Source organism: Amycolatopsis sp. NPDC102389, assembly GCF_044765885.1.
GTDB lineage: Bacteria > Actinomycetota > Actinomycetes > Mycobacteriales > Pseudonocardiaceae > Amycolatopsis.
Genome location: NZ_JBIWKX010000015.1, coordinates 1953 through 27033 on the forward strand (window position 1 = coordinate 1953; position 25081 = coordinate 27033).

A 25081-nucleotide genomic window follows, 5' to 3' on the forward strand; every position below is an offset into this window, starting at 1 on the left:
GGGGTAACAGCGGGGTTTGGGGGGTTTTCGTTTAAACACCCCCCCCCCCCCCCCACGACCCACCCGACCCAAGACCAAGCGCCCCGGACCGAAGAATCCGGCCCGGGGCGACCCCCAGTGCATACCCAGGTCAGCGGTCGCGTTCCTTGGCGAACAAGGACTTCGACCACACGTATCCGACGACCGAGAGCAGGACGCACCAGCCGACCGCGAGCCAGCCGCTGCTGCCGATCGGGGTGCCGAGCAGCAGGCCGCGGATGGTCTCGATGACCGGCGTGAACGGCTGGTAGTCGGCGAACCAGCGCAGCCAGGCCGGCATGGAGTCGGTGGGCACGAACCCGCTGCCGAGGAAGGGCAGCAACATGAAGATCATGGGTGTGTTGCTGGCCGTTTCCACGCTCTTGGCCGCCAGGCCCAGCGCCACCGAAAGCCAGGTGAGCGCGATGGTCAGCAACAGCAGCACACCGACGACGGCGAACCATTCGCCGACATCCGCCGTCGGGGAGAACCCGATGAGCAGCGTGACGCCGAAGACCACGGCGAGCGCGAACGCCGTCTGGATGAGCGCGCCGACGACGTGCCCGGTCAGTACCGAGGCCTTGCTGATCGCCATCGTGCGGAACCGCGCGATGATGCCCTCGGTCATGTCCGTCGCCACCGAGATCGCGGTGCCGAGAGCGGCGCTGCACACGGTGACGAGCAGGATGGCGGGCGTGACATAGCCGACGTACTCGGCCCTGCCGCCTCCGCCGCCGCTGAGACCGTTCCCGAGCGTGCCGCCGAAAACGTAGACGAACAGCAGCAGGAACACGATCGGCTGCCCGATCAGCATGATGGTGAGCGACGGATACCGTTGCATATGCCGGATGTTGCGGCGCAGCATGGTCGTCGAGTCGCGCACCGAGAGGGACAGGGTGCTCATCGGGCCATCTCCTTGGTCGCTTCGGTCCGGTGACCGGTGAGGCTGAGGAACACGTCGTCGAGATCCGGCGTGTGCACGGTGAGGCCGTCGACGGCGACGGCTTCGGCGTCGAGCCGGTCCAGGACGGTGCGCACGGCGGCGACGGTCCCGTCGGTCGGCACACGGAGCGCCAGGGATTCTTCGTCCGAAGTGGACACTCGGAGCACACGGGTCGCGTCGCGCAACGAGATCGCGTCGGGGAACTTCAGTTGCATATGCCCGCCGGGCACGCGTCGCTTCAGTTCGTCGGGCGTGCCCAGCGCGACGATCCGGCCGCCGTCGAGTACGGCGACCCGGTCGGCGAGCTGGTCCGCCTCTTCCAGGTACTGCGTGGTGAGGAAGATCGTCACACCGCCGTCGACGAGGTCCCGGATGATCTGCCACATCGTGCGGCGGCTGCGCGGGTCGAGACCGGTGGTCGGTTCGTCGAGGAAGATGACCTTGGGGTCGCCGATCAGCGTCATCGCCAGATCGAGTTTCCGGCGCATACCGCCCGAAAAGGTGGACGGCGTCTTCTTCGCGGCGTCGGTCAGTTCGAACCGTTCCAGGAGTTCGACGGCCCGCTTGCGCCCGGTACGGCGCGGCAGATGGTGCAGATCCGCCATCAGGAACAGGTTCTCCTCACCGGTGAGGAGGTTGTCGACCGCGGAGAACTGGCCGGTGAGACCGATAACGGAGCGGACCCCGTCCGGGTCGGTCGCCAGGTCCGCTCCGGCGATGGTCGCGGCGCCGGCGTCCGGACTGACCAAAGTGGACAAGATGTTGACCGTGGTGGTCTTGCCCGCACCGTTGGGTCCGAGCAGTGAGAATACGGTTCCGGTCGGGACGTGCAGATCGATGCCGTCCAGGACGACCTTGTCGCCATAGGACTTGCGCAGTCCGGTCGCGGAAATGGCCGGGTGTCTCATGTGGATTCCCCTCAGGAACGGTGGACGATGATGTCGCCGACGGAGGTGCCGGCGTGGACTTCGACCTTGTCGGTCGTGGCGCCGGGCGCGGTGGCGGCGGCCATGTCGTTGATGACGCGGCCGAAGCCGGTGTTGACGTCGAGCCAGGCCGCGCTGCCCTCGCGGATGCCGATCTCGACGTCCCCCAACGACGTCTCGAGGGTGAGCGTGCCCCTGGCGGCGTCGAGCACGCGGACCGAACCGTTGGCGGTCTTGGCTTCGACACCGCTTTCGGCCTTCTCGACGGTGATGTCGCCGTTGGCCGACCGGACGCGGATCGAGTCGCCGGCGGCCCCGATCGTGGTGGGCCCGTTGGAGTTCTTGACCACCGCGGTGCCGTCGATCCCGCCGACGTGGACGCGGCCGGAGCTCGTGCTGATGTCGGCGTTGCCGTCGGCGTGCTCGACGACGATGTTCCCGGACGCGGTGTGCAGCTTCAGCTCGCCGGCGCGGTCCAGCCGGATGTGCCCGGTGCCGGACTTGTAGCGGCAGCCGCCGATCCGCCCGGTCACGGTCAGGTCGCCGAGCCCGGTGCTCCCCTGCACCCGGGATCCGGCGGGCAGTTCGATGGTCACGTCGATCGACCTCGTCCGCCTGGAGAAGTCGAGCAGGCGCATCTTCGGCGCGCGGACGGTCAACGTACCGCCGGAGAATTCGACGACGGTGCACTTCGCGGCGTCGATGTCGGACTCGTTGTTCTCGTCGAGCGGAGCGACTTCGACGACCGTGTCGGCGCGGTCTCCGGCGACGATCCGGACGTTGCCGATGACCGGCTCGAGGTCCGCGAGAATGGGTTCCGGGGTGGCGAAAGTAGGCATGGTTGTCCCCTCAGAGGTGGTGTGATCGGTGTTTGTGCTGGTCTAGGAGATTTAGCTGACCCAGCCGGTGTAGCGCTGAGCGACGCGGTGTCCGCCGCTCTCCGAGGCGGGCGGCGCGGCCCGCTCCGACGGCTGCAAGGCCGCGGACGCGGCGCGCACGAGCCACGCGTTGACCGAACGGCCTTGCGCGGCCGCGGCTTCCTCGACGCGTGTCTTGAGGTTTTCCGGAAGCCGGAAGTTGATCCTGGCCGTGGCGCCTTCTTCCTCCGGCACCGGCGGCGGCTCCGGCGCGGCGGCCGCGGTGGGTCCGGCTGGTTCAGTCCGCTCGACCGTGGGAGGCGTGACGGCGAAGCTGGCTTCCCCGGCACGCAACCGGACCTCGACCGAACCCGGCGCGAGGTCACGGGTGATCTCGTCCGACGCCGCGGACAACGCGTCCAGCAGCGCGAGACGCATGGCCGACGCGAGCGGCGCGGTGAGGCGTTCGGCGAGCGCGCTCGCCTCGGCTCCCCCGGCTTCCGCGGCGACGGCGAGTTCCCGGCGAACGTTGTCCACAAAGGGCGTCAAATCCATGATGCCATCATGGCACCACTTTGGCGCCAACGCAAGGCCAAGTTGGCGCCAACCTGAGCCAACGTGGCGTCTTCGCAGGTCAGGGCTACTTTTGCCCCTTCGGCCAGTCTCGGCTGGCGGGCGAAGCAGGAGGCGGCCGAACGCGTTGCCGGAGCCGTTCATGGCGGGCGAGAATCGCCACGAGCCGCGCGGAAAAGGAAGCGACCCGCCGTCGAGCGTGGGGGTCACCCGAGGCGGGCCGCTACCCGGTTCCCACCGTACAAGAGGTCCGCTCGCGTATGCGGGCAGCGCTTTTTGTCCTTGCGGCTCTTGACAAAGCGAAGATCCACAGTGGACGGAAGACGAACACATGCGAACAGTTCGGGTGAGCGTCTGCGCCCTGGACCCCATCACGAAGGCCGGAATGGTCGACCTCCTCGACGCACGCGCGTCCGTGGAGGTGCTCGAAGACCGGGCGCGGCACGAAACCGACGTCGTCGTCGCCGCTTTCGACCGCCTTTCGGCCGACGCGGTCACGGCGTTGCGCGGCGTCGCCGCCGAACTCGGCAAGCCGATCGTGCTGGTGACCGACCGGATCGAGGAAGGCGGCCTCACCGCGGCGGTGACGTGCCGGGTGGTCGCCATCCTGCCGAGGTCGGCGATGACCGATTCCCGGGTGGCCGACGGCGTCCGTGCCGCCGCGTCGGGCGCCGTGGGCCCGCCGAGGGAACTGCTCCGCAGGCTGGCCGACCACGCCGAGCGGCTCCACCGGGAGATGCTCGCGCCGAACGGGCCGGCCGGCGCCGAGCTCTCCTCACGCGAGATCGACGTCCTCCGCCTGATGGCGGACGGGCTGGACACTCAGGAGATCGCGACCGAACTCGCCTATTCGGAACGAACGGTGAAGAACGTCATCTACGCCGTCACCGACAGGCTGAGGCTGCGGAACCGGTCGCACGCGGTGGCTTACGCGATCCGGGAAGGGGTCATCTGAAAGCGCTCAGATGAGACCTTCGCGGAGCGCGTACGCCACGACATGGGTGCGGTTGCGCAGATTGAACCGGCTGAGCAGGCCGTGCAGGATGTTCTTCACGGTCCGGTCGGAGTAGGCCACCCGCCGGGCGATCTCACCGGTGTCGAATCCTTCCGCGAGCAACCGGAGCACTTCGGTCTCGCGGGGCGAAAGACCGCTGAGCGTGAGCTCGCGCGGCTCGAGAACTTCCTTGTTCAGCCGCGAAATCCCGCGCAACAGACTGCCGAGCTGATCGGCGGGCAGATCGCCCCGGCCGGCGTGGGCGTCGGCGACCGCGCGCAGCAACCGTCCCGGCGTCGCCTCGGAACGCGCGACGACGACGGCGAGCCCGCGCTCGACCGCGGCCCACAGTTCGGCCTGGTTGGGGTGATCGGCCACCAGCACCAGCCGGGCGGCCCCGGCCGGGATATGCCGCGGATCGTCGCCCGCGACCGCGACGAGGACGTCCGCCTTCGCCGGGTCGTCGCGCAAGGTGATGCCGGGGCCGGCACCGAGCGCGCTGCGCAGCCCAGCCAGGACGAGCGGATCACCGGCGTGCACGGCGACCCGGATCTCGGTCCGGACGACCGGGCGGACGGGCGTCGTCATGATCGTCGACATGCCTTCCAGGTAACCGGCCCTTCGGAAGGCGGGACAAGCGGAAGCAGGGGGCAGCTTTTCGTCTTCGGAAGCCTGCCGGTTGAATGGACCGCGGTGGAGGCGAACGAGACGCGGTCGGTGTTCGGCAAGCTCCTGCTCGAACACCGGCGGGCCGCGGGATGGACACAGGGGCGGCTGGCCGAGGCCTCCGGTATCAGTGTCCGCGCCCTGCGCGAGCTGGAGCGCGGCCGCGCGCGGGCCGCCCAGCGACGCTCCGCCGAAGTGCTGGCCGACGCGCTCGGCCTGACCGGCGGTGACCGGGAGTTCTTCCTGACCGTCGCCAAACAGGGACGGCGCCGGAATCCGGCGCTGGCCGCCCAGGTCGCGGCGACCTGCGCGCTGCCCGCGCCCACCGCGGACCTGTCCGGCCGTGAACGTGAGCTGGACCAGCTTTCCGCGAAGGTCGCCGAAGGTGGCGGCGTGGTCGCGATCGTCGGGCAGGCCGGGGTCGGGAAGACGGCGCTCGCGGTGACCGCGGCGGACCTGTGGCGTACGGAGTTCCCGGACGGGAGCTACGCGGTGGACCTGCGCGGGATGGACGAGGAACCGCTGAGCGCCCAGGCCGCGCTCGACCGATTGCTGCGCGCGCTGGACGTCGCGCCGGGACAGGTGCCCGCCTCCGAGGCCGAACGATCGGCGTTGCTGCGGATGCTGCTCGAAGGCCGGAAGGTCCTGTTATTGCTCGACAACGCCGCTGACGAGGCACAGATCCGGCCACTGCTGGTCGCCGGGCCCGGCTCCCTGACCCTGATCACCTGCCGCCGCACGCTCGCCGGTCTCGAAGGCGCCCGCTGGCTGGGGCTCGAACCGCTGTCGGACGACGGCGCGACCGGCCTGCTCGCCAAGATCATCGGCGCCGACCGGGTGCGGGCGGAGCCCGCCGCGGCACGCGAACTCGCCGAGCTGTGCGGCTTCCTGCCGCTCGCGGTCCGGATCGCGGGCAACCGGCTCGCCACCCGGCCACACTGGTCCCTGGCCCACCTCGCCGACCGGCTGCGCGACGAAAGCACCCGGCTGCGCGCGCTCGCGGCGGGCGATCTGCAACTGCGCTCGGCCTTCGATCTGTCCTATCGCGCGGTTTCGCCCGAGGCACGGCGGTTGTTCCGCCGGCTCGCGACCGTGCCCGGCCCTGGCTTCGGTCTCGAACTCGCGATCGTCGTCTCCGGCGCGGCCCCCGCCGACGTCCGCGATCATCTCGACGAACTCGTCGACGCCAGCCTCCTGCAGACCACGGCGGAACCGGAACGGCACCAGTTCCACGACCTGATCCGCCTGTTCGCCGAGGAACGGTTCGAGGCGGAAGAGGACCCCGCCGCGCGGGACATCGTGCTCGCCCATCTGCTCGACAAGGCAGCGGAAGCGGCAAAGTTGTTCTACCCCAAGGCATCCGAGACCGGCCGGTTCGGCTCACGGGAAGAAGGTGCCCGCTGGCTCGACGTCGAGGGCGGGAACTGGGTCGCCGCGCACCGGCTGGCGGCACGGAAGGACTGGCACCGGGAGGTCCGCGATCTCGCCGTCGCGCTGCACTGGTACTCCGACGGACGGAGTGCCCAGCGGCCGTGGTGGGAGATCTTCTCCCTCGGCGCGGCGGCGGCGAGCGCGCTCGGCGACGACGCGGCAGAGGCGAAGCTGGTCAACTTCGTCGGCTGGGCGGCCAGCGTCTGTCTCGGCGACGACAAGGGCGCCGTGGCGGCGCACCGGCGGGCGCTGGACATCGCCGTCCGGATCGGTGACCACGTCGAGCAGACCTGGGCGTCCATCTACCTCGGCCAGGTGCTGCGGTTGACCGGGCAGGGCGACGAAGCGTTCGAGTTCGCGAAGCGCGGGTACGAACTGGCGCACGAACTGCCGTTCTGGGACGGGCAGACCACGGCACGGAACATGTACGGGCGCGCGCTGCTCAACGCCGGGCGGCATACCGAGGCGCTCGCCGTCCACCGGGCGGTGCTCTCCGACGCCGAACGGCTGGCGGGTGACACGTATCCCGATTTCCATCGGCTGCTGAAGACCTTGACCGTGCGCGCCATCGGCGACGTGCACGGTGATCTCGCCGAATGGCGGGAAGCGGCGAGCCAGTACCGCACCAGCCGGTGGCTCGCCTGGGAAGGCGGTTTCGACGGGCTGGAAGTGGTCAGCGCGATCCGTGAGGGACGGGCCTGGCGGGAGGCCGGTGCCTTCGAGGAGGCCAGGGAATGCCTCGCCCTGGCCGTGGAACTCTCCCCCGGACCGTCGTTCACCGCGTGGCGGGAGCAGGCATTGGCCGAACTGGCGCTCCTGCCCGAGTGATCGCCAACTAAGCTTCGGGCCGACGGAACGGGAGGGCCGATGACGGACGCGGACGGGCAGAGCCCGCGGGAGCGCTATCGCGACCAGGTGCGCGCGGAGATCAAGCAGCACGCGTGGGAGCAGATCGCCACCGCCGGGGTGCCCGCGCTGTCGCTCAACGCGATCGCCAAACAGGTGGGGATGAGCGGTCCCGCCCTGTACCGGTACTTCGCCAGCCGCGACGACCTCGTCACCGCGCTCATCCGCGACGCGTACCGGAGTCTCGCCGACACCGTCCGTGCGGCGTTCGACGGCGGCGCCGACCTGGCCGGGCTCGCCGTCACCATCCGGGACTGGGCCCGGAGCGACCCTCAACGCTACTTCCTCATCTACGGCACGCCGGTCCCCGGCTACCACGCGCCCGACGACACCACCGCCATTTCGAGCGAGGTCATGGCCGTGCTGCTCGAAGCGTGCCGCGCGATCACCGTGGACACCCCGGAAACCCCGTTCGACAGGCATCTGGACGGCCACCGCGAGTGGGCGGGCGACGATCCGGCCCCGTCCGCGACCCTGCACCGCGCGCTCGCCTTCTGGACCCGCCTGCACGGCGTGCTCTCGCTCGAACTCGCCGGCCATTTCGCCGGGATGAAATTCGACCCCGATCTGCTGATCGCGGACGAACTGGACGACCTCACGAGCCGGTGACCGCCGCGCACTGAACCTTTCCCGCCTCTCGGGCGTCTTGCCCTGTGACGTTGCGGTCCACGGTTGACATGCAACGTTGTAACGTTATAGCTTCTAAGTACCGCAAGAGCTATTAACTGATTCAGGCGCTTCGGGGGGACTTCGATCATGATTCACGGGGAGAAGATCAGCAGGAGGACCGAACGCGTCAGAGTCGCCGTGCACGCCCCGGATCTGCTGGCCGGGCTGGGCACGACGAGCATCCTCGGCGCCGACGAGCGGCTGGACGTGTTGCCCGACACCGACCTCGGGCCGGCCGAAGTCATCGTGACCGTCGGAGACTCGATCGGCGACGGGGTTTTCGCTTTCCTGCGCCAAGTTCGCGCCGCGTCGTCACTCGCGACGCCGCCGCGATGCGTGATCGTCACCGACCACTTCCCGGTCCAGGTCCTGATGACCGCGATCGAATGCGGTATGGCCGCCCTGCTGCCGCGACGCGACCTCGACGGCGAGCACCTCGTGCGGACGATCCTCGCGGTCAGCCAGGGCGCGGGCGCGCTGCCGCCGCGTCTGCAGGGCAGCCTGCTCTCCCAGCTCGAACGGATCCAGGAAGACCTGCTGGTCCCCAACGGCCTCGCCTTGTCCGGGCTGTCCGACCGGGAACGTGAGGTGCTCCGGCTGCTGGCCGACGGCCATGGCACGGAAGAGATCGCGGCCAAACTGGCCTATTCGGAGAGCACGGTGAAGAACGTCCTCCATCGGGTGATGTCGCGGTACGGCCTGCACAACCGCACGCACGCCGTCGCCTTCGCGCTGCGCACCGGCTCGATCTGAGAACCCCGTCCAGAGTGGACGAAAGAGGGACCATTTCCCCGCCCCCTTCAACTTATAGCGGACATGGGGGCTTGCGGCAAGGCCCCGGTCATCCCCCAGAATTGCCCGCCGAAGGCCGGAATCTGCGGAAATGGGAGTCGCTAAGTGCGTGTTTTGCTGACGACGTGGGGGTCACGCGGAGATGTCGAACCCTTGGTGGGGCTCGCGGTGGAATTGCGGGAACTCGGTGTGGAGGCGCTGGTGTGCGCGCCTCCGGACGAGGAATTCGTGAAATTGCTGAAGCAGGCCGGGGTGCCCCTGGTACCGCTCGGCCCGACGGTGCACTCGGTGGTCGCCGGGCCGAAACCGCCGACGGGGGAAGACGCGCTGAAGCTCGCCCCGGCGCTGGTGGCCGCCCGGTTCGAAACGCTTTCCGCCGCGGCGGAAGAAGGCTGCGACGCGATCCTGGCGACCGGTCTCCTGCCCGCCGGCGCGCGGGATGTCGCCGAGAAACTGGGAATTCCTTACGTGTACGCGTGTTTCCACACCTTCGGGCTGCCGTCGCGGCATTTCGCCCCGGGGATGCGGCCGGGCACGCCGTCCCCGGAGGGCGAGACCGACAACCGGGTGCTGTGGCGACAGGACGCCGAACGCGTCAACGCCCTGTACGGCGGGGCGCTCAACAGCCACCGCGCGGCGATCGGGCTGCCGCCGGTGGACAACGTCCGCGATCACGTCTTCACCGGCTCGCCGTGGCTGGCGGCGGACACGGTGCTGTGCCCGTCGGAGGGGATGACGGACCTCGACCTCGTCCCGACGGGAGCGTGGATCCGGCCCGACGACCGGCCGCTCCCGGACGAGCTGGAGGACTTCCTCGAGTCCGGCGAGCCGCCGGTGTACGTGGGCTTCGGCAGCATGGCCGCGTACGCGCCGAAGGACATCGCCCGGGTGGCCATCGAGTCCGCCCGCGCGCTGGGACGGCGGATCCTGCTCGCCCGCGGGTGGGCGGGCCTGGCGTCGATCGACGACGCCGACGACTGTTTCGTCGTCGGCGAAGTCAATCAGCAGGCGCTCTTCCGCCGGGTGGCCGCCGTCGTGCACCACGGTGGCGCGGGCACCACGACGACGGCCGCCCGGGCGGGCGCGCCCCAGGTGGTCGTTCCCCGGATCGCGGACCAGCCGTTCTGGGCGAAGCGGGTGGACGAGCTGGGAATCGGTGTGGCGCACCAGGATCCGGAGCCGACCGTCGATTCCCTGACCGCCACGCTGACGGCGGCCCTGTCCCCCGAAACCGGCGCGCGGGCGAAGGCCGTGGCGGACACGATCCGGACCGATGGGGCAACGGTGGCCGCGAAGCTGCTCGTCGACACCGTGAACGCGTAGCCCGGTGGTCGTGAGTGGTAAGTGTCGTTAGAACGACACTTACCACTCACGAGAGGTGCCCCAGCAGGCCACCGCCGCGCTTGCTCGCCCCTGCAAGTCCGTGAAGGCCTCCTTCCCTACCTTCAGAGTAGGGAAGGAGGCCTTCACGGACCTGCGACCACCTGGCCGCCACATTCAGTTGCTGACCGAACCCCGGCTGGTGGCGCTGGCGGCGAACGACCCGCTGGCGGCCAGGTCGCGGCTGACCCTGGCGGATCTCGAAGGCCGTCTCCTTCCCGACGGCGCGCCTGCCGATCAGGGCCCTACGGCCGGACCACCCGCCACCGCGGCGCCCCATGGTCCCGTCTCGGACCTGACTCAGATCTTCAAACTGGTCGAACTCGGAGCCATCGTGTGCTTCCTGCCGGTCTCGGTGGCGGATCGCTACCGCAGGGCGGGGATCACGTACTTGCCCGTCGAAGACGTGGAGCCCACGACACTCGCCGTGATGTGGCCACAGGACTCCCGCTCACCGGCCGTCGCCGCCTTCGTCCGCGCGGCCACCACCGTGGTGACGACCGCGTACGCCATCGGTCACCGGAGCTGAACGCGGCCCAGCAACCGGTCGACCAGTTCGGGGAGCGGCTGCTCCTCGGGACCTTCCAGCCACAGCACGTTTCCCGTGCGCAACGTGGCGAGGAAGGTCGCCGCGGTGAGCCTGGCCAGTTCCTGATCGAGGCCGTGCCCCCTGGCGAGCAGTACCGCGATCAGGTCGCGTTCGAGGGCGAACTGATCGCCGGCCTGCCGCGCGAGCAGTGACGGATGCCGCCGCAGCAGCCGTAGCTGCGCCACCCACTCACGATCCGGGACGGGGTGCGCCCGGTACAGCTCCCGGCACGCCGCGCGCAGCGCCTGCCACGGCTTCTCACCGGGCGGCCTGCCTTCGACCAGCGACACCAGCAGCCCGGTGCGCTCGCGGTCGGCGTGCAGGATCGCGTCCTCTTTGTTCGCGAAGTAGTTCGAGAAGGTCCGCCGGGACACGCCCACGGCGTCGGCGATGTCCTCGACGGTCACCCCGTCGAGACCGTGCTCCATCGCCAGCCGGAGCGCGGCCTCGTGCAGCGATTGCCGCGTCGCCGCCTTCTTGCGGGTGCGGAGCGTGTCGAGGGTGTCCACCTGGACAGCGTAGCGAGGGGAATAAAGTGCTCACTGTGCAAGTTTGCACAATGAGCAACAATCGCCGCTCGAAAGGACGCCATGAAGACCGAGGGAACGACGGCGGAGGCACCGTCCGGGGCGATGGGGCACCGCCAGGTGCTCGAATCGCTGTCCGGTCTGCTGCTCGCGCTGCTCGTGGCGATGATCAGCTCGACGGTCGTGTCGACCGCCCTGCCGCTGATCATCGGCTCGCTGAACGGCACGCAGACGCAGTACACGTGGGTGGTCACGGCCACCCTGCTGGCGGCGACGGCCACCACGCCGATCTGGGGCAAACTCGCCGACCTGTTCAACAAGAAGACGCTGGTGCAGATCGCGATCGTGATCTTCGTGATCGGGTCGACGATCAGCGGGTTCAGCCAGAACACCGGACAGCTGATCGCCGCCCGCGCGTTCCAGGGCATCGGCGTCGGCGGCCTGCAGGCACTCGTGCAGGTCGTGATCGCCGCGATCATCCCGCCGCGTGAACGCGGCCGCTACAACGGTTACCTCGGCGCGGTCATGGCGGTCGCCACGGTCGGCGGCCCACTGCTCGGCGGCCTGATCGTGGACGTGCCCTGGCTGGGCTGGCGCTGGTGCTTCTTCGTCGGCGTGCCGATCGCGGTGGCGGCGTTCCTCGTGCTGCAGCGGACCCTGAAGCTGGAGACCGTGCGCCGGGAGAACGTCCAGGTCGACTACCTCGGCGCCGGGCTCATCGCCGCGGGCGTGAGTGTCCTGCTGATCTGGGTCTCGTTCGTGGGCAACGGCTTCGACTGGCTGTCCTGGCAGACGGCCGTCATGGTGGCCGGCGGTGTCGTGCTCCTCGTCCTCGCCGTTCTGGTGGAACGGAAGGTCCGCGAACCCGTCGTCCCGTTGCACATCATCACTCAGCGCACCCCGGCGCTGGCGATCATCGCGAGCCTCGCGGTCGGGATGGCGATGTTCGGCGGCGCGGTGTTCCTCGGCCAGTACTTCCAGATCGGCCGCGGCTACTCCCCCACCGAAGCCGGTCTGCTGACCATTCCGCTCATGGGCGGCGTGCTCGTCTCCTCGACCGTGTCCGGACGCCTGATCAGCCGCACCGGGCGGATGAAGCCGTACATCGTGGCGGGCACGATCACCCTGGTGATCGGCTTCCTCGGGCTGGGCACCGTCGATCACGCCTCGCCGCTGTGGCTGGTCGGCATCGCGATGGCGGTCGTCGGCATCGGTGTCGGCATGACGATGCAGAACCTCGTCCTCGCCGTGCAGAACACCGTGCCGCTGCGGGATCTGGGCGCGGCCAGCGCCTCGGTGACGTTCTTCCGCTCGCTCGGCGGCACCATCGGGGTCTCGGTGCTGGGCGCGGTCCTCGCGAACCGGGTCACCGCCGACCTGTCCACCGCACTGCACGTGCCGGCGGGTCAGGCGTCGACGGGCAGCGTCAGCGCGCTGAACCTCAAGGCGCTGCCGCCGGAGGTCCAGACGATCGTGCACACCGTGTACGGCGACGCGACCGCGCACATCTTCCTGATCTCCGCGGCGGTCGGCGTCGTGGGCGTGATCGCGGCGCTGCTGCTCAAGCCGCTCACCTTGCGCACCACGCTCGACGTGGAGACGGAAGCCCCGGCGTCCGACCCGGTCGCGCGGTAGGCGCGCGATGAACGGGGCCTTCGAGTCCACTGTGGAGCGTTTCGGCCCGCCCCGGCACCACACGGGGCGGGCCATCCTGGCCGGGGTCGACGGCTCCGACACGGCGATGCGGGCGGCCGCCTTCGCCTTCGGCATGGCCCGGCGCGAGGGCGGCAGGCTGATCGTCGCCTTCGTCTGCCGTCCGGCCCTCGGTCCCGCGATCGCGGCGACGGTGGAACACGACACGGCGGTGCAGCTCTACGAAGAGATCCGCGAGCAGATGCGCGCGGCGGCCGAGGAGCTCGAAGTGCCGGTCAGCTTCCTGAAGACCTTCGGCGATCCGTACACCGCGCTCCGCGACACCGCCGACCGCAGCCACGTCGACACCGTCGTGGTCGACGCGTCACAGAAGGCCGGTCACCGGTTCGCGGGGTCGGTCGCGACCAAGCTCATCAGGACCGGGCACTGGCCGGTGCTGGTGGTTCCCTGACGACCGGCCGAGGAACGAGACGGCCCCCACCGCGGCGACGACGAGCGCACAGCCCGCCAGCTGCAGCGGTGTCGGCCACTGACCGAGCAGGACGGCCCCGAACAGGATCGCGGCGGCGGGTTGCAGCATCAGCACGGCGGACCCGCCGCTCGCGGGGAGCGCGGACAGGGCCTTCCCGATCAGGAGCCAGCCGAGCACCTGCGCCGTCACGGCCAGCGCGAGCAGCCACAGCAGCGCCGAAGCGGACGGCGTGACGTCGAGATTTCCCGCCAGCAGCCCCGAAACTCCGCCCACGCTCGCGGAAGCCGCGGTCGCCGTGGCGAGCATCGTCGTATGACCGCCGCCTTCGGTCCCGGCGCGGCGCAGCAGGACGAGGTAACCGGCGTAGGCCACACCCGCGAGCATCGCCATGACGGTGCCGTACCAGGGATCGCTGCCCGCGGTGCCGCCGTCCGCCAGTCCCCCGGCGAGTGCCGTTCCCGCCAGCATGACCGGGATCGACAGCCAGAACAGCCGCGACGGCCGTTCGCCGAACCACAGCAGCCCGGCGAGCGGGACGAGCACCACCTGGACGTTCACGAGCGCCGTGGCGACGCCCGCCCCGACGGAGAAGATCGCTTCGCTCCACAGGACCATGTCGATCCCGAGCAGGACGCCGGCCAGCACGTGCCGACGCCGCGCGGCCGGGGTGGGACGGTGCCCGCGCTCCCGCGTCCGGGCCAGCAGCACGAGGATCGGCAACGCGAACAGGCAGCGGAAGAACGTCGCCGTCGTCGAGCTGACCCCGGACAGCGCGACGAGCGGGGCGGACAAGGCGATCGCGAGGGCTCCGAGGACTCCTTGCGCCCGCGGATCGGTGAGAACTCTTTGGTGGGCCATGGTTTTGATTCGATCGCACGGTGGCGGGGAGGACCAGCGAGATCCTCTTACCCCGAGGGTTAAGCTCGGCTAATGAGTGGCGATCTGTCCAATGTGGAACGGCTGCGGATGCTGCACGCGGTGTGGCGGCGGGGATCGCTCGCCGCGGCGGCCGAGCTGCTGCACGTGACGCCGTCGGCGATCTCCCAGCAGCTGACCAAACTGGAGCGCGAGGCGGGCACCGCGCTGCTCGTCCGCCACGGGCGCGGCGTGCGGCTCACCCCGGCGGGGCTGCTGCTGGCGCAGCGTTCGGACCGGGTGCTCGCCGAACTCCGCGCCGCGCGGGCGGATCTGGACTCCCTCACCGGCGAGACGACCGGCGTCGTCGAGATCGGCGCCATTCCCTCCGGGGTGCACACGTTCATCACGCCCGCCCTCACCGGCCTCGCCGTCCGCCACCCCGGCATCGAGGCGCGGCTGCACGAGGTCGAACCCGAAGTGGCCCTTCCCGCGCTGACCGACGGTGTCTTCGACGTCGTGGTCGTCGAGAGCTGGGAGAACCTGCCGCTCACCCGGCCGCCCGCCACCCGCTGGACCGAGCTGCGCGACGACTCGGCGATGATCGCGCTCCCGGCCGGACATCCGCTGGCGGAGGCGGATTCGGTCCGCGCCGAAGACCTCGCGGAGGAGATCTGGGTCGCCTGGGCGCGGCCCACCCTGGCGAACGCCTGGCTCCGCCAGACCCTGCGCGAACGCGGGATCGAACCGATCGTGCGGCATACGGTCAGCGGCTTCGGGACGCAGTTCGCCGTCGTCGCCGGGTTCGGCGCGGTCACGCTCGTGCCGAGTATGGCCACCACGATCGCGCCGCCGACCGTGGCGTACGCGCCGCTCGAACCGGTCCTGCACCGGCAGCTCTACGCCGTGCAACCTCGGGGCGAAACGCGGCCGGCCGTCGCCGAATGCGTCATGGCGCTGGTGGAGGCCGCGAGATCCTGGGGCTCGTGAGTGGTGAGGACGGTTGGTCCCGGTCCTCACCACTCACGAGGCGGATCAGCCGCGACCGCAGAGAGCGTGGTCGATCACCGGGTCCAGCGGGTTCCCCGCCGGGAGTTCGGCGCCGGGGTTGTACGGCGTGAGGGTGTTCAGCGAAACCATCACGCTGCGTTTGCCGTCCTCGGTCACGCCGTTGCCCGTCAGGTATCCGGGCAGCGCGCCGCCGTGGTTCCAGTACTCACCGCAGGACGCCTTCGCCTTCGCGAGGCCGAGGCCGTACTCGCCGAGTCCCGGCGCGGGCACGGTCTTCTTCATTTCGGCCAGCAGAGCGGGTTCGAGCACCTTGCCGCCCAGCAACGCCCGCAGGAACTTGTTGCCGTCCTCCGTGGTGCTGTTGATCGATCCGTCCGCTCCCCCGCCCATCGACGGATTCATCAGCGTCACGTCCACCCGCCGTCCGAGCCGCGGCGGGTTCGAACCCTCGACGACGAACCGGTCGTAGCCCCGCGCGTACGGGGCGGGAAGGAACGGCGACGTGTGGGGCAGGGTGGTCTCGCGCAGATCCAGCGGACGGACGATCCGCTCGACGATCTCCTGCCGCCAGTCCCGGCCGGTGACCTTCTCGGTCACCAGCCCGGCGAGCACGTAGTTGGTGTTGGAGTATCCCCAGCTCGTTCCCGGCTCGAACTCCGGCGGTTTGCCGACCGCCAGCTTCACCGCCTCGGACGCGCTGAGTTCGTCGAACCGGTGACGCAGGAAGCCTTTCTCGGTGAAGAGGTCGAGCTCCGCCATGTAGTCGTGCAGGCCGCTGGTGTGCTGCAGCAACTGCCGGACGGTGATGGCCTTGCCGTCGTTGCCGTTCCCGCTCACCACCCCCGGCAGCCACCGGTCCACGGTGTCCTCCAGGGAAAGCCGTCCCTCGCCGACGAGCTGGAGCATCGTCGCGGACAGGAAGGTCTTGCTGAAACTGGCGATCCGGAAGTGACCGTTCCAGGGCACCGGGGTCCTGGTCCGCAGGTCGCCGTGGCCGCTGCGTACCTTGACACCGCCGTTGCCGGTGCTCAACTCCACGAGGGCACCGGGTGAACCGTTCGCCACGAGCGTGTCGGCGTCGCGCTGCAGTGTCCGCTGCAGGGATGGCGCCGCGGACGCGACGGCCGGGGAAACGAGCGTTGCCGCGCAAAGTGCGGCGATGACCACTGAAGTTCGTTTCATACCGGCAAAACTACGAAGTTCACGGTGCACCGGGCATCGGCTTGGAGGACGACGTCGCCTCCCCCTGTGGTACCAACGGAGGACAGGGTCTTCTCAGGGTTTCACCTGTCGGTGGCTTTCAGCGGCCCATGCCCGGCAGCACGAGGGCGAGCCGCGCCACCGGTGGCAGCGGCGCCCGTTCCGGCACGGTACGGAAGGCCTGGATCACGAGCGCGGCGAACCGCCGGGACGCCGCCACCCGCGCGGCCGCCGAAGCGGCCTGGATCCCGTTGTTGGCCATGAGCATGAGGATCAGGTCGTCGATGACGAAGTCGGGGCGCAGCTTCCCGGTGTCCTTGGCCCGGCCCGCCAGCTCGGCGATCGCCTTGAGCGCGTGATCACGGTCCGCGGTGAAGTCCACCGCCTTGGGGAAGGCCGACACGAAGGCGGCCGTGAAACCCCGGTCGCGCGAATGCAGCTCGCAGATCTTCTCGATCACGGAACAGAAGCCGCGCCAGGGATCCGGGTCGGCGAGCCCCTCGTCGACGACGAGCTGGCAGGTGCGCATCTGGTCGGCGAAGGCCTCCGTCGCCAGGATCTCCTTGGTCGGGAAGTGCCGGTACAGCGTGGCGGGACCGACTTCGGCGCGGCGCGCGACTTCCCGCAGCGGCACGTTCAGGCCCTCGGTGGCGAACAGCGCGCGGGCCGCTTCGAGGATGCGTTCACGGTTGTCCAGCGCGTCGGAGCGCGGGATCCGAGGCAAATGATCGGTCACCACTCTCACTTTAGCCAAAACGGACGGGGGCGTCCGTTAACGTCCGCCGCGACAGTGATCGACGATCAGGAGACCGAAAATGCGAGCAGTCGAGATCCGGACGTTCGGCGCCCCCGAGGGCCTTGCCGTGATCGACCTCCCCACCCCCGTCCCCGCCGCCGGAGAAGTGCTGATCGGCGTGGAAGCGATCGGCGTCGGCGGCGTCGACACCGTGATCCGGAGCGGCGCCCTCGCCGGGTTCGGCTTCCAGGAGGGGCACATCCCCGGCAACGAGGTGGCGGGCACGGTCACCGCGGTCGGCGACGACATCGATCCGGCCTGGATCGGGCGGCGCGTCTGGGCGTTCACCGGCGAAGGCGGCGGCTACGTCGAACAGGTCGCCATCCCGGCCGAGAAGATCGTGCCCCTCCCCGAAAACCTGCCCGCCGCCGACGCGGTGGCACTCGGGACCTCCGGCATGGTGGCCCGGTTCGCGCTCGCCCACGCCCCTTTCGCGGCGGGCGAATCGGTGCTGGTACGCGGGGCGGCGGGCAGCATCGGGATCATGACGGTCCAGCTCGCGGCGAGCGGTGGCGCGAGCGCCGTTGCGGTCACGACGTCCTCGGCCGAACGCGGCGACCGTCTGCGCGAGCTGGGCGCGACCCACGTCCTCGACCGCTCCGGCGCGGGCGACGGCCCGGCGGGTTACGACGTCATCATCGACATCGTGTCCGGAGTGGACATGCCTTCCTTCTTCGACAGGATGAACCCGAACGGCCGCATGGTCGCCATCGGCGTGGTCGCGGGAATGCCACCCGCGGACTTCGGCGCGAAGCTGATGGCGACCTTCCGGAAGTCCCTGTCGTTCGCCGCCTTCAGCGCGGACTCGATCCCCGAGGCCGATCGGCTGGCGGCGACCGCGGACCAGTTCGCCGCGGCGGCGCGCGGTGAGCTGCGGTCCGTGGTGCACGAACTGCTGCCGCTGGAGAAAGCCGTTCTGGCGCACCGGAAGATGGACGACGGCGAGGTCTTCGGCAGGATCGTGCTGACCCCGTAGGCAGGTCCATTGTGGAGCGCCCTGTCACCCGGTCAGTGCAAGTTTCCCCATCGCGTGCGCTCTCGCACTAGGCTGCCCACTCGTGCCCGATCCGATGCCCGAGGGACCCGGCTTCACGGCGGTCGACCTACGGCCGCTCTCCGACGGCGAGGGCACCGGCGCGTACTGCGTCAACGACGCTGGGACGATCGTGGGCGAGTCGGGTTCCCGGCCGGTGTGGTGGGACGGCGACGGCAGCCCCACTCCGCTGCCTGTCCTCGACGGCTGTTCCGGCGGCCGCGCCGTCAGCGTCAACGCCGCGGGGATGGTCGCGGGCTCGCTCTACGTCGGCGAGCACCTCCGGCCCGTGTGCTGGCTGCCCGACGGCCGGACGCGCGCTCTCGAACTCCCCGACGGCGTGGTCTCCGGCACGGCGTGCCGGGTGAACGAACGCGGATCGGTGCTGGGGAACGTGATGTGGCCGGGCTACCGGTGGCGGGCACTGCGCTGGAGTCCCGGCGGTGAAGCCGTCGAACTCGGCACCCTTCCCGGCGACGGCGAGACGCAAGGGCACGATCTGAACGGGCTGGACGAGGTCGTCGGATCGGCCAAGAACGGCATGGGCGTCCGGACCGCGGTGCGCTGGACGTCCTCGGGAAAGATCGGCAAACTGCCCCCGCCCCGCCGCGCGACGGCGTGCGGGATCACCGACTCCGGCGCCATCCTCGGCGACGGGGTCGTGTGGAACCGCGACGGCGGTACCGTCCTGCTGACCGGTGAACCGGAGTTCTCCGCGGGACAGGTCGTCCGGATCACCGGGCGCGGTGTCGCGATCGGCTGGGGCATGACCCCGGACCGGCACGGCATCTGCGCGCGCTGGGAGCCCGACGGTCGCCCCACCGTGCTGCGGCCCTTGCCTTCGGACGTCGCCAGCACGTGTTTCGACATCGACGAAGCCGGGACGGTCGTCGGCGAATCCGTCAGCCAGGGGACGGTGCGGCCGGTTCGTTGGGACGCGGACGGGAAACCCTTCCCGCTCCCGTCACCTCACGGGCTCACGGCGATCGTGGCCCAGCACATCAACGCGAGCGGCACCGTCATCATCGGTTACGGCTTCGCCGCGGCCAGCTCCACTTATCGCGGGATCGCCTGGCACCGCTCGTGATCCGGGTGCCCGATCAGCTCACGACAACGCCCACCCGGTCCAGCACCGCCCGCGTGTACCCGGCGGTGTCGGCCGTCCCGCCGAGATCGACGGTGGCGACGCCGTCGGCCAGCGCGCCGAAAGCGGCGGCCAGCAGTTCCTCACTCGCTTCGTGGTGTCCCAAGTGGTCGAGCATCATGGCCGCGGACCACAAGGCGCCCAACGGATTCGCCTTGCCCTGCCCGGCGATGTCGGGAGCGGAGCCGTGCACCGGCTCGAACATCGACGGGAATTCCCGTTCCGGGTTGAGGTTCGCGGCCGGGGCGACACCGATGCTCCCGGCCACCGCGGCCGCCAGATCGCTCAGGATGTCCCCGAAGAGGTTGGAACCGACGATCACGTCGAACCGTTCGGGCGCCAGGACGAGCTTCGCGGCGAGCGCGTCGATGTGTTCCTTGTCCGTGCGCACGTCCTGGTGCCGCCCCGCCACCTCTTCCACCAGTTCGTCCCAGAACGGCATCGTGTGGACGATCCCGTTGCTCTTCGTCGCCGAAGTCACGTGGTTTCGACGGGTCTCGGCCAGCGTGTAGGCGTACTCGACGACGCGCGTGACCCCCTTGCGGGTGAACACCGCCTCCTGCACGGCCAGCTCGTCTTCGGTGCCCCGGCCGAGCCGCCCGCCGATCTCGGAGTACTCGCCCTCGACGTTCTCCCGTACCACGACGAGGTCGACGTCTCCGGCACCGCGCAACGGGCTCGGCACCCCGTCGAGCACCTTGACCGGCCGGAGGTTGACGTACTGCCGGAAGCCGCGCCGGATGGGGATCAGCAACCCCCACAACGACACGTGATCCGGCACCCCTGGCCAGCCGACCGCGCCGAGCAGCACGGCGTCGTGCCGCCGGATCCGGTCGAGCCCGTCGGACGGCATCATCGCGCCCTCGGCGAGGTAGCGCTCGCAGGACCAGTCGAAGGAGTCGTAGCGGAATTCGATCCCGTGCCGCTTGCCGACGGCGGCGAGCACTGCCTGGGCGGGCGGCAGGACCTCGGTGCCGATGCCGTCGCCGGGGATGAGCGCGATGCGGTAACTGGTCATGGGTCCAGTGGACGTCGGGCCGGTGCCGCGCGTCCAAGACCCAGTTGCTGCCGCGTTGAGAGGCTGCGCCTATCAACCCATGGTGGGACTTCACCGCCCGATCCCGACTGTGGGACGAGCCACCGGGTGGACCCTCGGTCCGATTCGCCGATCGCGTTGGCGGGCCAGCATTTCCGGCATGATCGAGCTCAGGGAATTGACCAAGCGCTACGGCCCCGCGGTCGCCGTGGACAACCTGTCCTTCCGGGTCGATCCCGGCTACGTGACCGGTTTCCTCGGCCCCAACGGGGCGGGCAAGTCCACCACCATGCGGGCCGTTCTCGGCCTCGACAGCCCGACCTCCGGCGAGGCGTTGATCAACGGCAGGCGTTACGCGGCCATCGAGCGCCCGCTGCACCACGTCGGCGCGCTGCTCGACGCGGGCGCCGTCCACGGCGGGCGTCGCGCCTTCGACCACCTTCACTGCCTGGCCCGCAGCAACGGCATCGACAAGCCGAGAGTGCACACGGTGCTGGACCGGGTCGGCCTCACCGCCGTCGCGGGCAAGCGGATCGGCGGTTTCTCGCTCGGGATGAGACAACGGCTCGGGATCGCCGCCGCCTTGCTCGGCGATCCCGGGATCCTCCTCTTCGACGAACCGGGCAACGGTCTCGATCCGGAAGGGATCCGGTGGATCCGCGACCTCATGCGCTCGCTGGCGACCGAAGGCAGGACCGTCCTCGTCTCCAGCCATCTCATGAGCGAAATGGAGCTCACCGCCGACCACATCGTGATCATCGGGCGGGGCAGGCTGATCGCGCAGGCCTCGATGCCCGAACTCGCCGGACGGTTCCGGCGCGACGTGCTGGTGCGCACTCCGAACGAGGCCGAACTGGCCGGCCTGCTGCGCGCGGCGGGCGCGGCCGTCACCCGTCATTCCGACGGAAGCCTTGCGGTACAAGGAATCGATGCCGTGACGATCGGCGACGTCGCCGTACGGCACCACATCGCCGTGCATGAGCTCACACCGCGCAGCGACTCCCTCGAAGACGCCTACCTCAAGCTCACCGACGACAGCACCGAATACCGCGCCGGAAGGAAGACCTCGTGATCGACGTCATCGCCTCGGAGACCATCAAAGCGAGATCGATCCGCTCGACCCGCACTCTGCTCGGCTTCTCGGCCGCGGCCGTCTTGGTCGGCGGCCTGATGGCCCTGATCTCCGCGGGCGCCTGGGATTCGGCCACCCCGGACGAGCGATCGCATTTCGGCGGCCTCGGTGACGGGACCTCCGTCCTCACCGTCGTGCGGCTGTGCCTGATGACGTTCGGGATCCTTACCGCGACGTCCGAGTACTCCACCGGGATGATCCGCACCAGCCTGATCGCGGTTCCCGTGCGACGGAGACTCCTGCTGGCGAAGGTCACGGTCGTCGCCGTGACAAGCCTGATCACGGGCGAAGCGGTCGCGGTGGCGACGCTCTTCATGAGCAGGCTGGTGATCGGCGACCGGCCGATCGGGTCACTGACCTCGGTGGGCACCGGGTTGCCGGTGGTACTGGCCGAGGGCTTGCTCATGACGGTGGTCGCCCTGATCGCGCTCGGCCTCGCGACGATGATCAGATCCACGGCCGGAACCTTGGTCACCATGGCCGTCGTGCTCTTCGTCTTGCCGATGGCTTCGCAGATGTTGCTGCCCGCGCCATGGAACGACCGGATCACCGCGGTCCTGCCCTCGGAACTGGCGGGACAGCTCAGCGGCGCGGAGGCCCAGCTGTCTCCGCTCGGCGCGCTCATCGCGATGGCCGTGTGGGTGACGGCCGCGACCTACGCCGGACTGGCCGCCATCGGCCGGCGAGACGCCTGAATCAGCCGGATGCCGCCAACCCGTGGAAAGCCGCCGCGGCGGGGCTCAGTCGCCCCGGCCTGTGCACCAACGACACCGCCAGGGAATCGGGGCAGTCCAGCGCCCGCACGGCGGCGCCCGCCGCGTTCGCCAGCGCGCGCCAGGAATCGCTGACCACCGCGATGCCGACGCCGGCGAGGACGAGGGGCAGGACGGCTTCCCGGTGTTCCACCTCGACGGCGAACCGGCTGCCGGGAGCTTCACGAAGCACGGCGTCCGCCACACGACGCATTCCCGTGCCTTGCTGGCCGACGATGAGCGCGGCCCCGGCGAGCTCGGCGGGGCGGACCGGGTCCGCGGCGGGAAGCGCCGCCTCGTCGCGGGCGAGTAAGGCGAAGCGCTGGGTCTCCAGGTGCAGCGCTTCGAGGCCGGGCAGCGCCGAAGCCGCCGGCGAGGCCGCGACCACGCCGAGTTCGGCGTCGCCGGTCGTGAGCATCTTCCCGACGTCGGCGGGTGTGCTCGCCGCGCGGACGGAGATCCGCACCAGCGGATTGGCGGCGGCGAAGGCGGCGATCAAGTCGGTGAGCGGGCTGACCGACTGCGACGGCATCGAGGCGATGACCAGTTCCCCGCCGAGAAGACCGTCGACGGCCTCGACCGTCGCCCTGGCGAGCTCCAGCCCGCGCATGACCTCCCGCGCGGGCGGGACGAGCGCGTGCCCCGCGGCGGTCAGCACCAGGCGACGGCCGGTCCGGTGGAACAGGAGACTCCCGAGGTCCCGCTCGAGCGTGCGCAACGCCTGGGAAACCGACGGCTGGGCGACGAAGAGCAGTTCAGCGGCCCGGTGGACGCTTCCGGCGTCGACGACGGCCAGGAAGTACTTCAGCTGACGGGCATCCACTCCGGCCTCCTTGTGGTCGATAGCCGAGGCCTATCACCTTGCCAGCTACCCGGTCTTGGACCGGCGAGCCACCCGAAGGGCTTACTGGGTCGCTACGAGGGACGGCACCGGCGCCGTCCCGGATCCCGAGGAGGGCGCCGTGTCCGATGCCTGGCTCCTTGCCCACACCGGCATCGCCATCGTGGGCATCGTCGTGATGATCACCTGGCTCAAGACGCCCCCGATCTTCGGCCTGCTGATCGGCGCCACCTATCTGGGGCTCGCCACGGGGCTCGGGGTGGGCGGCACGACCGAAGCGCTCGCCGCCGGATTCGGTGACGTGATGGCCGAGATCGGCATGCTCATCACCTTCGGGGTCGTCATCGGTTCACTGCTCACGGCCATGAACACCCTGCATCGCGTCCTCGAACGGCTCTTGGGTGTCTTCGGGGAGAAGCGGGTGCCGATGGTGTTCGCGGTCTCGCTGTCGACCGTGTTCACGTCGATCTACTCCGACGTCGTCCTGGTGCTCACCGCGCCGTTGGCCCGGCGTCTCGGCGGCAGGCTGGGGCCGAGGGGTGTCGCGCTCATGGGCGGCGCGCTGACCGCGGGGATCGAGGTCGGGCTCGTGTTCGTCGTCCCCGGCGTGGCGGCCCTGGCCGTCGCGGGGCTCCTCCGGGTGCCGCTCGGCGAGATGTTCCTGTTCGGACTGGCCGTCGGCCTTCCGACCGCCGTGCTCACGACGCTGGTCTTCACCGTGCTGCTGCGCCGGACGCTCCGGTGGAATCCGGCCGCAGACGAGCTCAAGGCCGATACCGGCGGCGAAGCGACGGTCACCACCACTGCCGCCCGGCAACTGCCGCTCTCGCTGTCCGTCTCCCCGGTGCTGCTGACCCTGTCGTTGATCGCCCTCGGCGCGCTCGCGGACGCCTTCCGTTTCCCGCTGGGACCCGTGTCGCTGCTGAGCGAGCCGGTGATCGCCATGGCGCTCGGCGCCGGTCTCGCGCATCTGCTCGCCCGGCGCGTCCTGCCCCGGCACGAGGTCAACGCCGCCGTCGGCAAGGCGCTGGCGATGGCCGGCCCCATTCTCGTGCTGTCCGGTCTCTCCGGCTCCGTCGCCGAAGTGATCGGGAAGTCGGGGCTGCGCGATGTGCTGGCGAGTTCGTTCGGCACCGGTTTCCTGCCACCCTTGGTACTCGTGTGGCTGATCGCCGCCGTCCTGCACATCGCGATGGGATCCATCTCGATCTCCGCGATCACCGCGGCGGGCATCCTCGCGCCGATCGCGGGCTCACTCGGCGTCCCGGTGGTGCTGGTCGCCCTCGCCGCCTGCTCGGGCGCGCTGTTCCTTCCTCACGTGAGCAGCAACTTCTTCTGGATGTTCCAATCCTTGCTCGGGCTGAGCACCCGGGGCACGTTCAAGACCCACACCGTCGCCATGTCACTGGCGTCGGTGATCTCGCTCCCGATCGTGCTGGCGCTCGGCCTGGTCGTCTGACGGCGCGAAGTCAGTCACGCCAACGGTTGTTGAGGAAGGCGTCGTCCTCGTCGTCGGCCGGTGCCGGGCGGGCGCGGGGAGCGCGCCGAGGCATGTCGCGTCCGGTGGGGGCGGGGGGCGGCTCCGAGCCGAACGGAGCCGCCATGTCCACGGAGTCGTCTTCGAACGCTGACGCGTTCCCCGGCCGCGCGTGCGACCGGTCGGTGCTCCAACCGGACTTCGTCTTGCGCTGCCCCAGTTCCCGCCGGTGTTCGACGTACCGCTGGGCGGTCTGGACCTGCTTGGTCATGAACTCCTGCGAGCTCGCCTTGATCTCGGCGGCCCGCTGATCCCGCAGTGCCCGGCGGTCCGACTGCTCGCGGACGAGACCGTCCAGCGTCGCCCTCATGGCGGCGGTGTCCTCGGCGCTCATCTGTTCTCCCCTGC

The 25081-nt window shown here is 70.0% G+C and carries 26 protein-coding genes; 14 read left to right on the forward strand and 12 right to left on the reverse strand.

The window, feature by feature from the left end:
* Positions 1 to 130: 130 nt before the first annotated feature.
* From ACIRGA_RS15695 to ACIRGA_RS15710, 4 genes are read right to left on the reverse strand one after another with little or no spacing between them, the layout of a single operon-like run.
* Entirely contained in the window at positions 131 to 922 is a 792-nt protein-coding gene (locus ACIRGA_RS15695; protein ID WP_400941438.1) for an ABC transporter permease, read from the reverse strand.
* Positions 919 to 1869 carry an ATP-binding cassette domain-containing protein gene (locus ACIRGA_RS15700; protein WP_400941439.1) on the reverse strand — a complete coding sequence of 317 codons (951 nt, stop codon included), beginning with the start codon at positions 1867 to 1869 and terminating at the stop codon, positions 919 to 921. The genes ACIRGA_RS15695 and ACIRGA_RS15700 overlap by 4 nt, the downstream gene beginning before the upstream one ends.
* 11 nt (positions 1870 to 1880) lie before the next feature.
* On the reverse strand, positions 1881 to 2726 hold the full coding sequence (locus tag ACIRGA_RS15705; protein WP_400941440.1) for a DUF4097 family beta strand repeat-containing protein: 846 nt from the start codon (positions 2724 to 2726) through the stop codon (positions 1881 to 1883).
* Positions 2727 to 2777: 51 nt separating this feature from the next.
* Complete coding sequence (locus ACIRGA_RS15710) at positions 2778 to 3299, reverse strand: Arc family DNA-binding protein (RefSeq protein ID WP_400941441.1); 522 nt, start codon at positions 3297 to 3299, stop codon at positions 2778 to 2780.
* 403 nt (positions 3300 to 3702) lie between these two features.
* Between ACIRGA_RS15710 and ACIRGA_RS15715 the strand changes: the two genes are divergently transcribed.
* On the forward strand, positions 3703 to 4272 hold the full coding sequence (locus ACIRGA_RS15715) for a response regulator transcription factor (protein ID WP_400941759.1): 570 nt from the start codon (positions 3703 to 3705) through the stop codon (positions 4270 to 4272).
* Positions 4273 to 4278: 6 nt separating this feature from the next.
* On the opposite strand, the gene ACIRGA_RS15720 is transcribed toward ACIRGA_RS15715, so the two are convergent.
* Positions 4279 to 4911 carry a LuxR C-terminal-related transcriptional regulator gene (locus ACIRGA_RS15720; protein WP_400941444.1) on the reverse strand — a complete coding sequence of 211 codons (633 nt, stop codon included), beginning with the start codon at positions 4909 to 4911 and terminating at the stop codon, positions 4279 to 4281.
* Positions 4912 to 5004: 93 nt separating this feature from the next.
* Between ACIRGA_RS15720 and ACIRGA_RS15725 the strand changes: the two genes are divergently transcribed.
* The 5 genes from ACIRGA_RS15725 to ACIRGA_RS15745 all read left to right on the forward strand — a co-directional run bounded on the left by ACIRGA_RS15725 (position 5005) and on the right by ACIRGA_RS15745 (position 10684).
* A complete protein-coding gene (locus ACIRGA_RS15725; protein WP_400941446.1) occupies positions 5005 to 7236 on the forward strand; it encodes an ATP-binding protein in 2232 nt (743 codons plus the stop codon).
* Between the two features lie 39 nt (positions 7237 to 7275).
* Positions 7276 to 7923: a TetR/AcrR family transcriptional regulator gene (locus ACIRGA_RS15730; RefSeq protein ID WP_400941448.1), complete on the forward strand. Its 648-nt coding sequence runs from the start codon at positions 7276 to 7278 to the stop codon at positions 7921 to 7923.
* A gap of 147 nt (positions 7924 to 8070) precedes the next feature.
* Positions 8071 to 8736, forward strand: coding sequence for a LuxR C-terminal-related transcriptional regulator (locus tag ACIRGA_RS15735; protein WP_400941450.1), 666 nt, complete (start codon positions 8071 to 8073; stop codon positions 8734 to 8736).
* Positions 8737 to 8880: 144 nt separating this feature from the next.
* Positions 8881 to 10098 carry a glycosyltransferase gene (locus ACIRGA_RS15740; protein ID WP_400941453.1) on the forward strand — a complete coding sequence of 406 codons (1218 nt, stop codon included), beginning with the start codon at positions 8881 to 8883 and terminating at the stop codon, positions 10096 to 10098.
* 100 nt (positions 10099 to 10198) lie between these two features.
* Positions 10199 to 10684, forward strand: a complete 486-nt coding sequence (locus ACIRGA_RS15745) for a LysR substrate-binding domain-containing protein (RefSeq protein ID WP_400941761.1) — start codon at positions 10199 to 10201, stop codon at positions 10682 to 10684.
* On the opposite strand, the gene ACIRGA_RS15750 is transcribed toward ACIRGA_RS15745, so the two are convergent.
* On the reverse strand, positions 10672 to 11253 hold the full coding sequence (locus ACIRGA_RS15750) for a TetR/AcrR family transcriptional regulator (protein ID WP_072026315.1): 582 nt from the start codon (positions 11251 to 11253) through the stop codon (positions 10672 to 10674). The genes ACIRGA_RS15745 and ACIRGA_RS15750 overlap by 13 nt on opposite strands.
* Before the next feature lie 81 nt (positions 11254 to 11334).
* Between ACIRGA_RS15750 and ACIRGA_RS15755 the strand changes: the two genes are divergently transcribed.
* Both ACIRGA_RS15755 and ACIRGA_RS15760 read left to right on the forward strand, forming a co-directional pair.
* Positions 11335 to 12906, forward strand: coding sequence for an MDR family MFS transporter (locus ACIRGA_RS15755; RefSeq protein WP_400941456.1), 1572 nt, complete (start codon positions 11335 to 11337; stop codon positions 12904 to 12906).
* A gap of 7 nt (positions 12907 to 12913) precedes the next feature.
* Positions 12914 to 13375 carry a universal stress protein gene (locus ACIRGA_RS15760; RefSeq protein ID WP_400941459.1) on the forward strand — a complete coding sequence of 154 codons (462 nt, stop codon included), beginning with the start codon at positions 12914 to 12916 and terminating at the stop codon, positions 13373 to 13375.
* Here the strand turns inward: ACIRGA_RS15760 and ACIRGA_RS15765 are convergent.
* Positions 13289 to 14254: a DMT family transporter gene (locus tag ACIRGA_RS15765; protein ID WP_400941461.1), complete on the reverse strand. Its 966-nt coding sequence runs from the start codon at positions 14252 to 14254 to the stop codon at positions 13289 to 13291. The two genes, ACIRGA_RS15760 and ACIRGA_RS15765, sit on opposite strands and share 87 nt — an antisense overlap.
* A gap of 72 nt (positions 14255 to 14326) precedes the next feature.
* Between ACIRGA_RS15765 and ACIRGA_RS15770 the strand changes: the two genes are divergently transcribed.
* Positions 14327 to 15241 carry a LysR family transcriptional regulator gene (locus ACIRGA_RS15770; protein ID WP_400941463.1) on the forward strand — a complete coding sequence of 305 codons (915 nt, stop codon included), beginning with the start codon at positions 14327 to 14329 and terminating at the stop codon, positions 15239 to 15241.
* 45 nt (positions 15242 to 15286) lie between these two features.
* Here the strand turns inward: ACIRGA_RS15770 and ACIRGA_RS15775 are convergent, their stop codons facing one another.
* Positions 15287 to 16444, reverse strand: coding sequence for a serine hydrolase domain-containing protein (locus ACIRGA_RS15775; RefSeq protein WP_400941465.1), 1158 nt, complete (start codon positions 16442 to 16444; stop codon positions 15287 to 15289).
* A 118-nt stretch (positions 16445 to 16562) separates the two neighbouring features.
* On the reverse strand, positions 16563 to 17198 hold the full coding sequence (locus ACIRGA_RS15780; protein ID WP_400941467.1) for a TetR/AcrR family transcriptional regulator: 636 nt from the start codon (positions 17196 to 17198) through the stop codon (positions 16563 to 16565).
* Positions 17199 to 17277: 79 nt separating this feature from the next.
* Here ACIRGA_RS15780 and ACIRGA_RS15785 point away from each other — a divergent pair, with 79 nt between their 5' ends.
* The gene (locus ACIRGA_RS15785; protein ID WP_400941470.1) at positions 17278 to 18234 is read left to right on the forward strand and encodes a zinc-binding dehydrogenase; all 957 of its coding nucleotides are present in this window, start codon (positions 17278 to 17280) and stop codon (positions 18232 to 18234) included.
* Positions 18235 to 18316: 82 nt separating this feature from the next.
* Entirely contained in the window at positions 18317 to 19378 is a 1062-nt protein-coding gene (locus ACIRGA_RS15790) for a hypothetical protein (RefSeq protein WP_400941472.1), read from the forward strand.
* A gap of 13 nt (positions 19379 to 19391) precedes the next feature.
* Here the strand turns inward: ACIRGA_RS15790 and ACIRGA_RS15795 are convergent, their stop codons facing one another.
* Entirely contained in the window at positions 19392 to 20453 is a 1062-nt protein-coding gene (locus ACIRGA_RS15795) for a tartrate dehydrogenase (protein WP_400941474.1), read from the reverse strand.
* Positions 20454 to 20631: 178 nt separating this feature from the next.
* Between ACIRGA_RS15795 and ACIRGA_RS15800 the strand changes: the two genes are divergently transcribed.
* Positions 20632 to 21543: an ABC transporter ATP-binding protein gene (locus tag ACIRGA_RS15800; RefSeq protein ID WP_400941476.1), complete on the forward strand. Its 912-nt coding sequence runs from the start codon at positions 20632 to 20634 to the stop codon at positions 21541 to 21543.
* Positions 21540 to 22298 carry an ABC transporter permease gene (locus ACIRGA_RS15805; protein WP_400941478.1) on the forward strand — a complete coding sequence of 253 codons (759 nt, stop codon included), beginning with the start codon at positions 21540 to 21542 and terminating at the stop codon, positions 22296 to 22298. The genes ACIRGA_RS15800 and ACIRGA_RS15805 overlap by 4 nt, the downstream gene beginning before the upstream one ends.
* A 1-nt stretch (position 22299) precedes the next feature.
* Here ACIRGA_RS15805 and ACIRGA_RS15810 read toward each other — a convergent pair whose 3' ends face one another.
* Positions 22300 to 23178 (reverse strand): LysR family transcriptional regulator, encoded by an 879-nt coding sequence (locus tag ACIRGA_RS15810; protein WP_400941480.1) that lies wholly within the window; start codon positions 23176 to 23178, stop codon positions 22300 to 22302.
* Positions 23179 to 23317: 139 nt separating this feature from the next.
* Between ACIRGA_RS15810 and ACIRGA_RS15815 the strand changes: the two genes are divergently transcribed.
* On the forward strand, positions 23318 to 24655 hold the full coding sequence (locus ACIRGA_RS15815) for a GntP family permease (protein WP_400941483.1): 1338 nt from the start codon (positions 23318 to 23320) through the stop codon (positions 24653 to 24655).
* A 10-nt stretch (positions 24656 to 24665) separates the two neighbouring features.
* Here the strand turns inward: ACIRGA_RS15815 and ACIRGA_RS15820 are convergent, their stop codons facing one another.
* Positions 24666 to 25067 (reverse strand): hypothetical protein, encoded by a 402-nt coding sequence (locus ACIRGA_RS15820; protein ID WP_400941485.1) that lies wholly within the window; start codon positions 25065 to 25067, stop codon positions 24666 to 24668.
* Positions 25068 to 25081 lie beyond the last annotated feature (14 nt).